Below are 15,244 nucleotides of genomic sequence, written 5' to 3'. Positions count from 1 at the left end.
ACCAGGTCGCACCGGCGCCGGAGGACCTAGTCTGTCCGGTCATGAGCGACCCCGTCCGTACTCCCGCCGCCGCGCGGGCGCCCCGCGCCCTGACCCGGTTCGCCGTGGCCCTGCGCACGCCCCCCGGGTCGGCCGAGCCGCTGCTGGCGCAGGCTCCCAGGGCCTGGCAGCGCGGACTGCCGTACCTGCTCGCCGCCGTCTGCGTGGCGACGCTGGTGCCGGTGACGATCACGGTGCTGGTCTCCCAGTACCGGCTCGGCGGAGGGTGGGCCGGCGCGCTGGGCGTCGCGCAGGCCGTGCCGCTGCTGCTGGCCGTGACCCGGCCGCTGGCCGCCTGGGGGCTGGTCCTCGCCGCGGACACGCTCGGGGCGGTGCTGCTGATCGATGCCGGCGGGGTGGCCGGGCAGGCCTGGCCCTGGACCCCGATGGCCATCGTGGGCTACCTGGTGCTGATGGTCTGCCTCGGCCTGCGGGAGTCCGTCCGCACGCTCGTCGCGGTGTGGCTGGTGGGCGGCGGCGTCGGGGTGGCGCTCGGCTTCTACCGGCCCGCCGGGGTGACCGACACGATCGCCCTGCTGTTCGTCCTCGGCGGCACCGTCCTCGCCCTCACGGGCGCCCTGCGCGGGCTCGGCGAGGCCCAGCGGCGGATCGCCGAGCAGGAGGGCATCAGCGAGGCCGAGCGGGCCCGGCGCACCCTGCTGGAGGAACGCGCCCGGATCGCCCGGGAGTTGCACGACGTGGTGGCCCACCACATGTCGGTGATCACCGTGCAGGCCGATTCGGCGCCGTACCGGCTGCCGGGGATGCCGGAGCCGGTGCAGGAGGAGTTCGCCGCCATCGCGGCCAGTGCCCGCGAGTCCCTGGGCGAGATGCGGCGGCTGCTGACGGTGCTGCGCGGGGACGGGCCGGACGGCGAGCGGGCCCCGCAGCCCGGGCTGGTACGGCTCCAGCAGCTGGTCGAGACGACCGTACGGGCCGGTCAGCCGGTGGAGCTGTCGATGCCCGCCGGCGCGGCGGAGGCGGTGCCGCCCGCGGTGGACCTCTCGGCGTACCGGATCGTGCAGGAGGCCCTCGCCAACGTGGTGCGGCACGCCCCGGGTGCGCCGACGCGGGTCTCGGTGAGCCGGTCCGCCGAGGACGCGCAGGAGGTGCTGCTGGTGCTGGTGGTCAACGGGCCCGCCCCGGAGGCCGTGGTGGCACTGGAGAGCACGGGGACGGGGCACGGCCTGGTCGGCATGCGCGAGCGCGTACGGTTGACCGGCGGGACACTGGACACCGGTCCGCTGCCCGACGGCGGCTTCCGGGTCGCCGCCCGCCTGCCCCTGAACGCTCCGGACGAGGACGCCAGTTGACCATCCGCGTGATCATCGTCGACGACCAGGCCATGGTGCGGGCGGGGTTCGCCGCGCTGCTGTCGGCGCAGGCCGACATCGACGTGGTGGGTGAGGCCCCCGACGGCCGCGAGGGCGTCGCGGTGGCCCGCTCGGTCCACCCGGACGTGGTCCTGATGGACGTACGGATGCCGGAGATGGACGGGCTCGCCGCGGCCCGGGAGATCCTCGACCCCCCGCCGGGCGTGGTCCACCGCCCGAAGGTGCTGATGCTGACCACCTTCGACATCGACGACTACGTGTACGAGGCGCTGCGCGCCGGGGCCTCCGGGTTCCTGCTGAAGGACGCCCCGCCGGCCGATCTGATCGCGGCGGTCCGCGTGGTGGCCTCGGGCGAGGCGCTGCTCGCGCCCTCGGTGACCCGGCGTCTGATCGCGGACTTCGTCCAGCAGCGCCCGGCCCCGCGCAAGGACCCGGCGCTGCGGCTGAACGGGTTGACCCCGCGGGAGACAGAGGTGCTGGAGCTGATCGCGCGGGGGCTGTCGAACCAGGAGATCGCCGGGCACCTGGTGGTGGCCGAGCAGACCGTCAAGACGCACATCGGGCGGGTGCTGGCCAAGCTGGACCTGCGCGACCGGGCGCAGGCGGTGATCTTCGCGTACGAGGCGGGGCTGGTGCGGCCCGGCGACAGCGCCTGAACCCCTCCCCCGCCCTGCCAGAGATCTGGTGTCCGTCTTCGGGGCGGGGAGACGCGGACCGTCTCCTCCACCCCCTACCCGGGTATGACACCGGACTTGGCACCACGGTCCGACGTACGGTCCGGCACCCCCCTCCTACCTTCCTCCTCGTCACGAGGAGAGGAGAAGGGGCATGCGCCGCTTCGGAAGGACCCTGGTCGCGGCCGCGCTGGCGGTGACCGTGGGCGCGGGCACCGCGGGCTGGGCAGCCGGCGACAGCCGGCAGGAGGTCACCGGCCCGCCGCCCGGGACCGCCGCCTGGCGGGCCGACACCTCCGGCCCGGCACTGCCCGATCCGGCGGGCGCGAGCCCGCACGAGGTGGCACGGTTCTTCGCCGGGCTGGACGGGGCGCGACAGCGGGACCTGCTGCGCCGCCATCCGCTGGTGGTGGGCCATCTGGACGGGGCACCGGTCGCCCTGCGGTACGAGGCCAACCGGCAGGCGATCCTCGCGACCGGTGAGGCGCGCTACGCCTCGCTGGCCTCGCCGGGGCGGCAGATCCTCGCCTTCGATCCGCGGGGACGCGGGCAGGTCGCCGAGGTGTTCGGGGACCTGGAGCGGGCGGCGCACGTGTCGGTGATCGTGCCGGGTACCGACAGCGACGCCACCGGCCACGACGCATCGCGCACCGCCCACACCGGCCCGGCCGGGATGGCGCGTTCGCTGCGGGCCGCGGCCGGCGCGGACACCGCCGTGGTGGCGTGGACCGGCTACACCACACCGGTCGGGGTGGGCCTGGATGCGGCGGGCGGGCGGCTCGCTCAGGCGGGCGCGGTCCGGCTGGCCCGGTTCACCGAGGGGCTGGACGCGGTCGGCGCGCCCGATCCGGTGCTGTTCTGCCACAGCTACGGGTCGGTGGTCTGCGGGCTGGCGGCCCGGCACACCGACGCCACCGACCTCGTCGTCCTGGGCTCCCCCGGCATGCGCGCGGACAGCGCCGCCGCTCTGCACACCCGCGCCAGGGTCTGGGCGGCGCGCGGCCCCTCCGATTGGATCGCGGACGTACCGAACGTGGAGTTCGCCGGGATCGGCCACGGCACGGACCCGGCCTCCCCCGCCTTCGGCGCGCGGAGGGTGCCGGCCGCCGATGTCCGGGGGCACACCGGCTACTTCGCTCCCGGCACCCAGTCCCTGGCGGCCTTCACCGCCCTGGCGAAGGGAGAGGTCCGATGAGCCGGCCGGCCCTGACCCGGCTGAGGCGGACGGCCGAGCGGATCGACCTGCAGACCCCCGCGCACCGCGACCGGGCCGTCGACGGGCTGCGCGCCCTCGCGTTGCTGGCCGTGCCGACGGGGCACTGGCTGCTCGGCGGGTTCACCCTGGACGGGCAGGGCGCACTGCACAACGCGAGCCCGCTGTCGTCGTTCGGTGCTCTGGCGCCCGCCGGCTGGATCCTGCAGATGCTCGGCATCTTCTTCCTGGTCGGCGGCTACGCCTCGGTGCTCTCGTACCACCGCAGGAAGGGCTCCGCCGACGCCTGGCTGAAGGGGAGGATCGCCCGGCTGGGGCGGCCGGTGCTCGGCGTCACCGCGGTGTGGGCGCTGGCCGCGCCGGTGCTGTACGCGGCGGGGGTGCCCGAGACCACGCTGCGGACCGGGGCGACGCTGGTGGTCCAACCGCTGTGGTTCGTGGGCGTGTACGCGGTGGTCACCGCGCTGACCCCGTACTGCGTGCGGGCGGCGCGCCGTCTCGGCGGCTGGGCGGCGGCTCCCCTGATCGGCTTCGTGGCGGTGGTGGACCTGCTGCGCTACGGGCCGCTCGCGGACTCCGTACCGTCCTGGCTCGCGCTGCTGAACATCCTGCCGGGCTGGCTCTTCGCCTATCAGCTCGGCGTGTCCTGGGGCGAGGGGCGGATCGGCCGGCGCGGTGCGCGGCTGCTGCTGGCGGGCGGGACGGTCCTGTTCGCGGCGCTGCTGCTGCTCTTCCACTACCCGGTGTCCGTGGTGGGCGTGCCGGGCGCCGCGCGCACCAACTCGCACCCGCCGTCGCTGCTCGTCCTGGCCCTGGCCGCCGCCCAGTCGGGGGCGGCGATCCTGCTGCGGGACCGGCTGGCGCGGCTGCTGTCCCGGCCGGCGCTGTGGGCTCCGGTGGTCGTGGTCAACCTGTGCGCCATGACCGTCCTGTGCTGGCACCAGAGCGCCATGCTGGCGGCGGCGGTGCCCGGTTCGTTCGCGGGCGCGGTGGCCGGGCTGACGACGGCTCCGGACAGCCTCGGCTGGATCGCCGCCCGAGTGGCCTGGATGCCGGTGTTCGCCGCGCTGTTGGTGCTCATCGCCCGGTACGCGCGACGGTTCGAGGAGCCGTGGACCCGGGTCACCGCCCTGCGGCGGACGGCCGCGGGGCTGCTGGCCGCAGGGTTCGCGGTGTTCGCGCTGGGCCTGGCGTGACGGGCCGCGCCGGGCCCGGCGTGGCGGCTGCTGCCGCCCGGCGGGTCAGGCGATGGAGGCGGCCACGATGGCGGCCACCGCCAGGTTGCACGAGGCGGTGACCCAGACCGCCGGGTGGGGCTCCGGGTCGACGACGATGGCGCCGAGCCGGCCGGGGGTCACCAGGTCCAGGACGAGGAAGGCCACGGCCATCAGGACCAGGCCCAGGAGGCCGAACGCCGCGGTGGACAGCAGGCCCTTGCCGAAGTCCTCGTACGTCGTCCAGATCGAGGTGAAGACGATCCCGCCGACACCGAGGAGCGCGGAGCTGAGCATCACGGCCGCGTTCCGGTTGCGCTCCTCCCAGATCTGCTTCGGCAGCTTCCCCGGGGTCAGCACGTCCACCAGGACGATGCCGAGGATCAGCAGGACCAGGCCGAGGGCGCCGTAGGCGCTGGTGCGGCCGAGTCCGCTCAGGATGTCGCTCATGGGGAAGGCTGTCTCCGCTTCGGGTGGCAACGGGGCGTGTCGTCAGGATGGCCGAATCTATCGCACGACATCCCGGCGGACCATGGGGAGTCCGCAGGACGGCACAGGCCGTGGCCTGGCCGCGCCGGGTACGGCGCGGGCCGCGGAGGCACGTGGGCTGAGCGCGCCGGCGCCGGGCTCCACGGCGTGCCGGGGCAGGGGGCGGCGTTCCTGGCCGCATGCCCCCGAAGCGGAGGTCCGCGCAGGCGAACCGGCGCCGCCCCGGGGACGGCTGGGACCGCTGTTCGTGGAGCGCGACGGGGCGGGGCGTGGGGCGGCCGCACCCGGCCCTGGAGCCGGGAGCGCCGTTGTCGGTGGGGGCCCGCCGGCAGGTGAGTGCGGCGGACGCCCTCAGGCGTTCTCGCGCAGGTGCTGCGCCTGCGCGGTGAGCCAGGCCGGACGGACCATCTCCACATTGCGGCCGGCGCCCTGCGCGGCCCGGTCGAGGGCGTCGGCGGCATCACGGGGGGCGGGCACCGCCCTGGCCCGGGCCGCTTCGGCGAGCGCCTGCGCCGCCGCGGCCTCGGCGGCCCCGGCGCGGTCCAGGGAGGCGGCCGCGCGCTCGGCCGTCTCGGCCGCCTGCCCGTACCGGCCGAGGGTCCAGTGCGCCCAGGCGGTGTTGTAGAGGCAGACGCCCTCGGTCCGCGGGTTCTCCATGCCCGAGGCCGCGGTCAGCGCCTCCGCCAGGAAGGCCAGGGCCTCCTCGGGCCGGCCCAGGGCGAGCAAGGCCACGCCCTGGGCGTTCAGTGCGTAGTCCGTCGCCTCCGGGACGCCCGCGGCGGCGTAGGCGCGTACGGCCTCGCCGGCCGCCGCGATGGTCTCCTCCCAGCGGCCCAGGGTGAGCAGGGCCGTGAACCGGGCGTTCCAGGAACGGGCCTCGGTGAGCCGGTCCCCCGAGGCAGCGGCGAGTTCGCCCAGCCGGTCGGCGCCCGCCAGGGCGGCTTCGCCGTCGCCGAGGGTGCTGTGGGCGAGGCTGAGGCTGAGGACGGCGTGGGCCTCGGCTTCGGCGTCGCCGTTCTGCCGGGCCAGCTCGCCGGCCCGGGTCAGCGGGCCCGTGGCGTCCTTCAGGCGGCCCAGCTGCCGGTGCGCGTCGCCGAGGCCGAACATGGCTTCCTGGAGCACCCGGCGGTCTTCGAGGCGCTCGGCCACCTCGGCGGCCTCCGTGAAGAGTTCGAGGGCGTGCGGCAGCGGGCCGCCGCTCAACCGGGCGTGCCCGAAGCCGATGAGATGGGCGAGACGTGCCCGGTCGTCGGTCACTTGTTCCTCCAGAGTCAGGTGCATCGAGATCGCCGCGAGCACGGAGCCGTGCCAGACCATCCATTCCCCGATGGCGCCGAGGACCAGCGCGGCACCGTCCATGTCCCCGGCCCGCACCCGGTGGTCGAACGCCCGCCGGTGCGCCTGTATGTCGTCCAGCGTGCGCCAGTCGCGGCGCGGCGGGGCGGTCCGCGCGTACCACTCGGCCGCCCGCAGCTCCAACGCCCTCCGCCCCAGCGCCCCTTCGTCGGGAAGGGCGCCGTACGCGAGGTCGGCGTCCATCGGGTGCAGCGCATACGTGCGGGTTCCCCGGTCCACGGACACCATGCGCATCCTCAGCAGGCGGGACAGGGCGGCCGCCACATCGAGGGCGGGAGCGGGGCCCCCGGTGATCCACTCGACCGCCTCCCGCGGGACGGGGGTGCGCAGCACCGCGAGGACGTTCAGCACGCTGCGGCTGTCGGCGTCCAGGCGCCGGTGGCGGTCCTGGGCGAGGCCGGCGACCACGTCACCGCGCAGGGTGAAGTCCTCCAGCACGTCCTCCAGGGTCGGCAGCATCAGCGTGTCGTCGGCCATCGCGCCCACCAGCAGCTCCAGTGCGCGCGGCACCCCGTGGACACGGACCGCCGCCCGGAGCAGCTGCTCGTCCGACAGCTGCGCCACTCCGAGGCTGCCGTCCTGGTCGAGTTCGCGCAGCAGCGCGACGGACTCGGCGGGCGGCAGCCCGTCGGACAGCTCGACCTCGGCGGTGAACCGGCGCAGCTCGGGCGGGAGTCGCAGCGGCAGCTGTGAGGTGATCAGCAGCCGCGGTGTGGCCCGCGCCCTGAAGAGGCAGTCGAAGAAGGCGTCGAGCTCCTCGTCGTCGAGCCGGCCGTCGTCCAGGAGCCGGTCCTCCAGGTTGTCGACCAGGAGGACGAAGAGCCGGTCCCCCATCGCGGCGAACAGTTCGCCGATCTTGTCCGGGACGGGCCGGTCGGCGGCCCAGACCTCCAGCAGCCGTGCTTCGTGTGCGGGGCCGAGGGCGCGGGCGCAGTCGAAGTAGAGGCGTTCGAGGGAGACCCCGGAGGTGCGGGTGCTCAGGTTGACGAGGCCCGCCGGAAGCGGCGCCTTCGCGTGTCCCGGCCACTCGCCGCGTTCCAGCATCTCCATGACCTTGGCGGCGACGGCGCTCTTGCCGATGCCGCGGCGGCCCGTGACGGTCACCATGCGGATGGCGGGGTCGGCGAGGTGGCGGCCGATCAGGTCCCGGGCCTCGGCCCGGTCCTTGAACAGCTCCAGTCCGTGTGCGACCGGCAGCCCGATGACCTTCGACGTGGCCGGCGGGGGCGGCTCGTGAGGGCCGGGCGGCCCGGCGCCCACGTCCGGCAGCGCCGCCGGGTCGGGGATCGCCAGGAGCGCGGCCAGCTCCGCCCGCCGGGCTTCGCAGACCCCGTGCAGCGTGTGGTCGACGCGGACCGCGGTCAGCCGGCCCAGCCCTTCTCCGCGGTGGTGTTCGGCGACCACCCCGACGAGGTACGGCCCGGCCCACACGGCGGCCCCGGACATGCCGGACCACGGCGATACGGCGGGGTCGGGGTCCGCGGCCGCCACCGGCACGGTGATCTCCAGGGTGCCGGTGCGCAGGTTGGACAAGGCCGCCACGGTCCCGTCGGCCTGGTGCAGTTCCCGGAACTGCCTGCCGTCGGCGCCGCGCCGGCGCTTCCAGAGGGGGAAGCCGGCGGCGTGGACGTCGATGACGGCGTGGCGGTCGTCGCCGATGCGGCCGAACCGCGCGGGCGGAACGGGCGTGGCGCCCGCCGGGGGTGTGAAGGTCAGCACCGCCACGTCGGTGGCCGGATCCGACCAGGCGAGCTCCGCCTCGGCGGCCCACTGTCCCGGCCGGTCGGCGTCGAAACGCACCCGCACCGCCGAGGCCCCGGCCACCACGTGGAAGGCGGTCAGCACCACCGCCTCACCGACCCGGTACCCCGAGCCGCGCCGCCCGCCTCCGGCGGAGGTGGTGACGATGACCTCGGCGATGCGGTGCGGGTCCAGTCCGCCGCGCCCGGCGGGCGCGTCAGTCCTCACCGAGCAGCTCGTCCCCGGAGATCAGGGCCATCTGCTCCGGCGCGTCCGCCCGTACGGGCTGGAGCGTCAGCGTGAGCTTCTGCGTGACCGTGGCCGAGCGCTTCGCCGAGGCGCCGGCGTCGAACACCCAGAACCTCACCTTCACGCCCGGTTCACGGGTCCGCTCCACTCCCACGGTCAGTTCCAGTTCCACGCGCTCCGCCTTGAACTTCAGGTCGGAGTCCTCGCCGTCGGACATCGCCCGGCTCAGCTCACGGCGCAACTGCGTGATCATGTCCGCCAACTCGACCGCATCGTTCACAGGCAAGGCCCCCCAGACCGGATCCGTACGTCAACTACCCACGATAGTAGGCAACATCATCGCGCATCCATCTGGAGGACCGGCCGCTCCCGCCGTCGCCGGCCGGCCGGTCGGGGCGCCCGGGCTCCGGTCCCTGCACCATCCGCCGGGGAGGGCACCCCGCCGACGGCGCGGACCCGGACCACTCGGCCCCCGACCGGCCATTGACCTCAACCCCGGTCGAGGTCCTAGCGTTCGGACCATGGACATGGAAGTCACCGCTTGGACATCGCTGCACAGCGCGATCAACGCCCAGCAGGACCGGCGGCCGGTCTCCCGGGCGAGCCTGCGCCGGGTCGCCGGCTTCGCCCGCCCGCACCGCCGCGGGCTGACGCTGTTCCTCCTGCTGAGCGTGGTGACCGCGCTGCTCGCGGTGGCCACCCCGGTCCTCGCAAGCCGGGTCGTGACGGCGATCGTGGACGGCCGGGACGGTTCCGTGGTCACGCGGCTCGCCCTGCTCATCGCGTTGATCGCGGTCGTGGAGGCCGGGCTCGGGCTGCTCACCCGCAAGCTTTCCGCCACCCTCGGCGAAGGGCTGATCCTGGACCTGCGGACCGCCGTCTTCGACCACGTGCAGCGGATGCCGGTCGCCTTCTTCACCCGCACCCGGACCGGGGCGCTGGTCAGCCGTCTGAACAACGACGTGATCGGCGCGCAGCGGGCGTTCAGCAACACGCTGTCGGGGGTCGTCGCGAACACGGTCACCCTGCTGCTGACGCTGGCGGTGATGCTCGGCATCTCCTGGCAGATCACCCTGCTGGCCCTCGTCCTGCTGCCGGTGTTCGTGCTGCCGGCCCGCCGGATGGGAGCGCGGATGGCCGCGATGCAGCGGGAGGCGTCCGTACTCAACGCCTCCATGGGAACGCAGATGACCGAGCGCTTCTCCGCGCCCGGCGCCACCCTGGTCAAGCTCTTCGGGCGCCCCGCGGACGAGTCGGCGGAGTTCGCGGCCCGCGCCGCCCGGGTGCGCGACATCGGCATCCGTACGGCGATGGCCCAGTCGGCGTTCATCACCGCGCTCACCCTGGTCTCGGCCCTCGCCCTCGCGCTCGTCTACGGGCTGGGCGGGTACTACGCGCTGCGCGGGACCCTGGACGCCGGGAACGTGGTGGCCCTCGCGCTGCTGCTGACCCGGTTGTACGCGCCGCTGACGGCGCTCGCCGGCGCCCGGGTCGAGGTGATGAGCGCCCTGGTGAGCTTCGAGCGGGTCTTCGAGATCCTCGACCTCAAGCCGCTGATCGAGGAGCGGCCGGATGCCCGGCGGGTGCCGGACGGGCCGGTGGCGGTGGAGTTCGACCGGGTCTCCTTCGGCTACCCCTCTCCGGACAAGGTCTCGCTCGCCTCCCTGGAGGAGGTCGCGACCCTTGACGCCCGGGGCGGCACGCAGGTACTGCACGAGGTGTCGTTCCGCGCCGAACCCGGCCGGATGATCGCGCTGGTCGGCTCCTCCGGCGCCGGCAAGTCGACCATCGCCCAGCTGCTGCCGCGGCTGTACGACGCCGACGCGGGCGCGGTCCGGCTGGGCGGGATCGACGTACGCGAGCTCACGGCCGACTCGATCCGCGAGACGCTCGGCATGGTCACCCAGGACGGGCACCTCTTCCACGAGTCGGTACGGGCGAACCTGCTGCTGGCGCGGCCCGGCGCGACGGAGGAGGAGCTCTGGGAGGCCCTGCGCCGGGCCCGGCTGGACGGGCTGGTCGCCTCGCTGCCCGACGGGCTGGACACCGTCGTCGGCGAACGCGGATACCGCCTGTCGGGCGGCGAGCGGCAGCGGCTGACCATCGCCCGGCTGCTGCTGGCCCGGCAGCGGGTGGTGATCCTGGACGAGGCCACCGCGCACCTGGACTCCACCTCGGAGGCGGCGGTGCAGGAGGCCCTCGGCGAGGCGCTGGCGGGGCGCACCGCGGTGGTGATCGCGCACCGGCTGTCGACCGTGCAGGCGGCCGATCTGATCCTGGTGGTCGAGGACGGCCGGATCGTGGAACGCGGGACGCACCCCGAGCTGCTGGCCGCGGGCGGGCGCTACGAGGAGCTGTACCGGACCCAGTTCGCGGCGGCCGAGGAGGCGGCGGCCGACGCCGCGCCGGACGGCGCGGTCCCGGCTGCGGGCGCATGATGCCGACAGGCCCGCGCGCGCCGGGCAGCCGCCGACCGTGGAGCAGCCGATGGACATCAAACTGGAACTGGTCACCGTCCCCGTCACCGATGTCGACCGGGCCAAGGCCTTCTACGAGCGGGTCGGCTTCCACGCCGATCACGACGTCACCGTGAGCGAGGACCTCCGCTTCGTGCAGCTGACCCCCGCCGGGGTCGGCCTGCTCCATCGCGCTGGGCCGGGGCCTCACCCGGATGGCCCCGGGCTCCCTGGACAACCTCCAGGTCGTCGTCACCGACATCGAGGAGGCCCATGCGGACCTGCGCGGCCGGGGCGTCGAGGTGAGCGGGATCCAGGACATGCCCTGGGGCTCGTTCGTGTACTTCACCGATCCGGACGGCAACCGCTGGTCGGTCCAGCAGACCACGCCCCGCACGGCGGCCGGTGGCTGATCGGCACGGTTGACCTTCAAGCGGGGTGAAAGCCGACAATCGGCGCCATGGACGACGACACCCCGCCCGACCTGATGAGCATCAGCGCGTTCGCCCGAAGGGTCGCGCTCGCGCCGAGCGCCCTGCGCTTCTACGACGACTGCCGCGTGCTGCTGCCCGCGCACGTGGACCCGCGCACCGGCTACCGCTCCTACACCGCCGCCCAGGAGCCGAGGGCGGCCCTGCTGCGCGACCTGCGCGCGGCCGGGCTGGCGCTGGTGGACGTGGTCGCCGTGCTCGACGGGCCCCCCGGACGGGCCCGGGAGGTGCTGGAGCGGCACCGGGCGGCGGTCCGCGAGCACGGACGGGCCGCCGACGCGGCGCTCGGGGCGGTGCTGGGCGGGCTGTCCGGCGGGCCGACGGCCACCGGGATCACCGTCGGCGGGCCGGAGTTGGCGAGCGCGGCCCGTCAGGTGGCGCCGGCCGCCGGGCGGGATCCCGCGCATCCCGTTCTGGGCTGCGTCCTGGTGGAGTTCGAGGAGGAGGAGATCCGGTTCGTGGCCACCGACCGCTACCGGTTCTGCCTGCGCACCCTGCGTCCGTCGGCCGTGAACGGACCGGCGGGCCGGCTCCTGATCGAGGCGGACGCGCTGGCCTCGCTCGGCGCCTGGGCGGCCCGGTCCGCCGCGGTGACCCTGACCGCGGGTCCGCCCGGCGCGCCGCTCGTGGCCCGCTCCCCGGGCGGTACGCGGGAAGTACCCGTGGCCGAGGGCGACTTCCCCGCCTACCGGGACATGCTCGCGGGCCTGGACGGCCCGGTGCACCGGGTCGCCGTGGACCGCACGGCCCTGCTCGCTGCGCTCGACGCCTGCGGTGACGCCCCCGCCGTGGCGGTGGAGCTGGGCCGCGACCGGCTCCTGGTGGGCACGCCGGACGGGGCGACCGCCGCACTGGCCGCCGTACGGGAGGAGGCCGAACCGGTCCGGGCCGCCTTCGACCCCGCCGTGCTCGGGCCGGCCCTGCACGCGGCCGTCGGCCCGGACGTCCTGCTGGAGATCACCCGGGAACCGGGCCGCCCGGTCCTGGTCCGCTCGGCCGACCAGGGCAGCTTCACCACACTGGTCATGCCCGTCGCCCCGGCCGCCGTGTCCGGGGGCGTGCGGTGACGGGGCGGGTGGCGGTGGTGATGGGGGTGTCCGGTACGGGCAAGACGACCGTGGGACGCCTGCTCGCGCAGGCGCTCGGCGTTCCCTACGCAGAGGGTGACACCTTCCATCCGGCGGCCAACGTCGCCAAGATGACCGCCGGGATCCCCCTGGACGACGCCGACCGCCGGCCGTGGCTGGATGCCATCGGCGACTGGATCCGGGCGCGGCCGGACCGGCAGGGCGCGGTCGTGGCCTGTTCCGCGCTGCGGCGCGCCTACCGGGACCGGCTGCGCGCCGCCGCGCCCGGCGCGGTGTTCGTCCACCTGTCCGGGGAACGCCCGCTGATCCAACGGCGCATGGCCGCGCGGACGGGCCACTTCATGCCCGCTGCGCTGCTGGATTCGCAGTTCGCCGCGCTGGAGCCGCTCCAGGAGGACGAACGCGGGATCGTCGTCGACGTGTCCGGATCCCCGCAGGAGATCACCGCACGGGCCCTGGCCGCACTGGCGGCGCTGCCCCCCGCGCGGGAGTGACCGTCAGCGCCGCCGGCGGCCCGCTTCCAGTTGCGCCGCCGCCAGGGCGAAGCCGTTCGCGGCGGTCGTGCAGCGGTCGGCGAGGGCGTTGACCTCGGCCCGCAGGGCGTCGCCCTGCGGGGCCCGGCCGCCCAGCTCCTCGGCGGCCGCGCGCAGCCGTTCCGCGTGGGCGCGCAGGACGGCGCTGTGGGTGCGCAGGCCGAGGGACGGGTCCGGCGGGCGCGGACGCAGCCGGGGCGCGGGGCTCACCGGTTCCGCCACGGCTGGACGAGGAGGATGCCGCCGGTGCCGATGAGGCCCATGGTGTGGACGCATCCGGAGTGCCCGGCGGTGCGGGCGGGGATCGTGTGCCCGCCGGTGCCGCGGTCCCGGTCGAAGAGGGACCGCAGGGCGGCGCCGAGGCCGAGGAGCGGCTCCGCGGTCATGGCCCGGCCGGTGGCCACCTGCCAGCCCGCATGGTCGTTGAAGGGGTTCGTGTCCGTCAGCGCGTTCCAGGCCAGCAGGTCGGCGAAGGAGGACGCCAGCAGCGCGAAGGCGCGCTCGGTGCCCCGCTCCCGCAGGACCTTGCGGAACAGGCGGGCGGCCGCGGCCTGTCCGTCCTGCTCGACCGCCCTGAGGATGGCCGCCGCCTCGGGGTCGTCCAGCAGTTCGGGGTGGTCCGCGCGCGCTGCCCGGATCCTGGCCTTCAGCCCGCAGACGGCGAGGCTGACGGCCAGGTTCTCCCGGCCCGTGAGCACCCCCGCGAGCCACCCGGCCCGCGCCACGCCCCGGCCGCGGGGGGCCCAGCCCAGGCCGGCGGGATCGGTGAGGAGGCGCAGCAGGGTGCGCCAGGCCGGTCGGCGGCCGGGAGGGCGGCTGCGGCCGTGGCGGCCCCGGTGGGTCCGCAGGCCGGGCCCGAGGGCCAGCCGCGAGGCGTAGCGGGCGGCTTCGCCGACGGCGTCGGCGGCCTCGGCGAGCTCGCGGCACAAGGCGTCCAGCAGTTCGACGTCCGGGTCGGCGGACGGGGAGGTCGCGGCGTCGGACATGGGAATCCTCGCGGGGCGGTAGTGGGGACGGGAGCGGCGTCAGCGGCGGCTGAGGGCGAGCCGGATCCCGCGCGGGTCCAGTGCCGTCGGCAGTGGTCCCGGCGGGTCCAGCACCGGCCGGACGGCACGGATGCGCGTGCGGCGCAGGATCTCGGCGCACAGGGCGGTGGTGACGAGCAGTCCGAGCCGGTCACCCGGGCAGCGGCCGGGGCCGTGTCCGAAGGGGGACATCCGGAGGTCCTGGTCGGCGTCCGGGCTCTTCCACCGGCCGGGTACGAAGACGTGCGCGGCGGGCACGTGCGCGGGGTCGCGCTGGTGGAAGTGGGCGGGCAGCAGGACCGCGGTGCCCGCGGGGTGGCGCACCCCCCGCCACTCGGTCTCCGTGCGGGTGACCCGGATCAGGTCGGGCACCGCCGGGTACAGGCGCAGGGTCTCCTGGACGCAGGCACGCAGCCGGGGCAGTTCGCCCGGGGCGCCGCCCGCGGCGGCTTCGGCCGCCGCGGCGTCCTGCTCCGCGGGGTGGCTGCCGAGCAGGAGCAGGGTGCGCAGCAGGGTCGCGGGGATGGCGTCCATGGCCCGCACCCAGCAACGGCCCGCAGCGTCCGCGACCGCGGCACCTGCCCCGGCCGTGCCCGCAGGAGACGGGCCGACCCGGGCGGCGGCGGGGCCGACCGCACCGGCGGCGCCCGGCGCGGCGAGCCGCCGGGCGGCCCGGGCGGGCAGATCGTGCACATCGGCCAGGGCCGCCCGTGCCCGGTCCCGCCGCCGCAGCGGACCCGGCCGGGCGACGGGCTCCTCGGCTGCCCCGGCCCGGTCACCGAGTGCGATCCGGCGGGCGGTCCGGGCCACGGCCTCCCGTACCCGTCCGAGGTCGAGGACTGCGTCGACGCTCAGCCGCCGGGCCTCCTCCACGAGGACGGCCTGGAGGGTCGGGCACACGGGCGGGACCGGCCCGGCTCCCGCACCGGCGGGTTCGGCGTAGAACTGCCGCAGCTCCTGCGGGTCGAGGAGGACGAGCACGTTCCCGGTCAGCCCGCGGACGAGGACGGGGGCTCCGCCGTGGCGGGCGCGCAGGGAGCGCAGGGTGTCCGGAGAGAACACCGGCCGGGGGCCGGCGAAGCCGCGGCCGAGGAGGGGGAGGGCGCGTGCGGCGGCGAACCGTACGGTTTCGGCGCGGCCGGCCCGTGCCGCCCCCGACGCGCGGGGACCGGCCGTGACTGCGGGCCCGGCCCGGGACGGCTCGCGGCCGTGCCCGCCGGGGCGTCTGAGTACGCCGAGGGCGGCCTCGTGAAGCGTGCGCATCCGTATCCCTCCGCGCAGCCGGGACCAACGGTCGGTGACTTCCAGCTCACCGTACGTCGGCCCCGCGGCGAGCGCCCTGC

At 75.7% G+C, this 15,244-nt stretch carries 13 protein-coding genes and 1 pseudogene; 8 read left to right on the top strand and 6 right to left on the bottom strand.

Annotation, left to right across the window (positions count from 1 at the left end):
• Positions 1-41: 41 nt before the first annotated feature.
• The 4 genes from ABZ128_RS04755 (at position 42) to ABZ128_RS04740 (ending at position 4,456) form a co-directional block, all read left to right on the top strand.
• The gene (locus ABZ128_RS04755; protein WP_356846045.1) at positions 42-1,352 is read left to right on the top strand and encodes a sensor histidine kinase; all 1,311 of its coding nucleotides are present in this window, start codon (positions 42-44) and stop codon (positions 1,350-1,352) included.
• Positions 1,349-2,029: a response regulator transcription factor gene (locus ABZ128_RS04750; RefSeq protein ID WP_356846044.1), complete on the top strand. Its 681-nt coding sequence runs from the start codon at positions 1,349-1,351 to the stop codon at positions 2,027-2,029. Before ABZ128_RS04755 ends, ABZ128_RS04750 begins: the two co-directional genes overlap by 4 nt.
• Before the next feature lie 172 nt (positions 2,030-2,201).
• A complete protein-coding gene (locus ABZ128_RS04745; RefSeq protein WP_356846043.1) occupies positions 2,202-3,242 on the top strand; it encodes an alpha/beta hydrolase in 1,041 nt (346 codons plus the stop codon).
• Positions 3,239-4,456, top strand: a complete 1,218-nt coding sequence (locus ABZ128_RS04740) for an acyltransferase (RefSeq protein ID WP_356846042.1) — start codon at positions 3,239-3,241, stop codon at positions 4,454-4,456. The genes ABZ128_RS04745 and ABZ128_RS04740 overlap by 4 nt, the downstream gene beginning before the upstream one ends.
• A 45-nt stretch (positions 4,457-4,501) precedes the next feature.
• Here the strand turns inward: ABZ128_RS04740 and ABZ128_RS04735 are convergent, their stop codons facing one another.
• From ABZ128_RS04735 to ABZ128_RS04725, 3 genes are all read right to left on the bottom strand, one after another.
• A complete protein-coding gene (locus tag ABZ128_RS04735) occupies positions 4,502-4,924 on the bottom strand; it encodes a DUF350 domain-containing protein (RefSeq protein ID WP_356846041.1) in 423 nt (140 codons plus the stop codon).
• A gap of 390 nt (positions 4,925-5,314) precedes the next feature.
• A complete protein-coding gene (locus tag ABZ128_RS04730; protein WP_356846040.1) occupies positions 5,315-8,287 on the bottom strand; it encodes a trypsin-like peptidase domain-containing protein in 2,973 nt (990 codons plus the stop codon).
• A complete protein-coding gene (locus ABZ128_RS04725) occupies positions 8,277-8,588 on the bottom strand; it encodes a trypco2 family protein (protein ID WP_356846039.1) in 312 nt (103 codons plus the stop codon). Before ABZ128_RS04725 ends, ABZ128_RS04730 begins: the two co-directional genes overlap by 11 nt.
• A 241-nt stretch (positions 8,589-8,829) precedes the next feature.
• On the opposite strand from ABZ128_RS04725, the gene ABZ128_RS04720 reads away from it, so the two are divergent.
• The 4 genes and pseudogenes from ABZ128_RS04720 to ABZ128_RS04705 all read left to right on the top strand — a co-directional run bounded on the left by ABZ128_RS04720 (position 8,830) and on the right by ABZ128_RS04705 (position 12,837).
• On the top strand, positions 8,830-10,746 hold the full coding sequence (locus ABZ128_RS04720; protein ID WP_356846038.1) for an ABC transporter ATP-binding protein: 1,917 nt from the start codon (positions 8,830-8,832) through the stop codon (positions 10,744-10,746).
• Positions 10,747-10,795: 49 nt separating this feature from the next.
• Positions 10,796-11,177: pseudogene (locus ABZ128_RS04715) on the top strand (VOC family protein).
• Between the two features lie 47 nt (positions 11,178-11,224).
• The gene (locus tag ABZ128_RS04710; RefSeq protein WP_356846037.1) at positions 11,225-12,322 is read left to right on the top strand and encodes a MerR family transcriptional regulator; all 1,098 of its coding nucleotides are present in this window, start codon (positions 11,225-11,227) and stop codon (positions 12,320-12,322) included.
• A 20-nt stretch (positions 12,323-12,342) separates the two neighbouring features.
• Positions 12,343-12,837: a gluconokinase gene (locus ABZ128_RS04705; RefSeq protein ID WP_356846190.1), complete on the top strand. Its 495-nt coding sequence runs from the start codon at positions 12,343-12,345 to the stop codon at positions 12,835-12,837.
• 3 nt (positions 12,838-12,840) lie between these two features.
• Here ABZ128_RS04705 and ABZ128_RS04700 read toward each other — a convergent pair whose 3' ends face one another.
• Genes ABZ128_RS04700 through ABZ128_RS04690 form a run of 3 tightly spaced genes read right to left on the bottom strand, consistent with a single transcriptional unit; the run spans position 12,841 to position 15,164 of the window.
• A complete protein-coding gene (locus ABZ128_RS04700; RefSeq protein WP_356846036.1) occupies positions 12,841-13,086 on the bottom strand; it encodes a hypothetical protein in 246 nt (81 codons plus the stop codon).
• Positions 13,083-13,862, bottom strand: a complete 780-nt coding sequence (locus ABZ128_RS04695; protein ID WP_356846035.1) for a hypothetical protein — start codon at positions 13,860-13,862, stop codon at positions 13,083-13,085. Before ABZ128_RS04695 ends, ABZ128_RS04700 begins: the two co-directional genes overlap by 4 nt.
• Positions 13,863-13,901: 39 nt before the next feature.
• Positions 13,902-15,164: a cytochrome P450 gene (locus ABZ128_RS04690; RefSeq protein ID WP_356846034.1), complete on the bottom strand. Its 1,263-nt coding sequence runs from the start codon at positions 15,162-15,164 to the stop codon at positions 13,902-13,904.
• Between the last annotated feature and the right edge of the window lie 80 nt (positions 15,165-15,244).

Origin of the sequence: Streptomyces sp. NPDC006326, assembly GCF_040612915.1 — a bacterium.
Lineage (GTDB): Bacteria > Actinomycetota > Actinomycetes > Streptomycetales > Streptomycetaceae > Streptomyces.
This window is presented reverse-complemented; position numbering and strand designations above follow the sequence as displayed.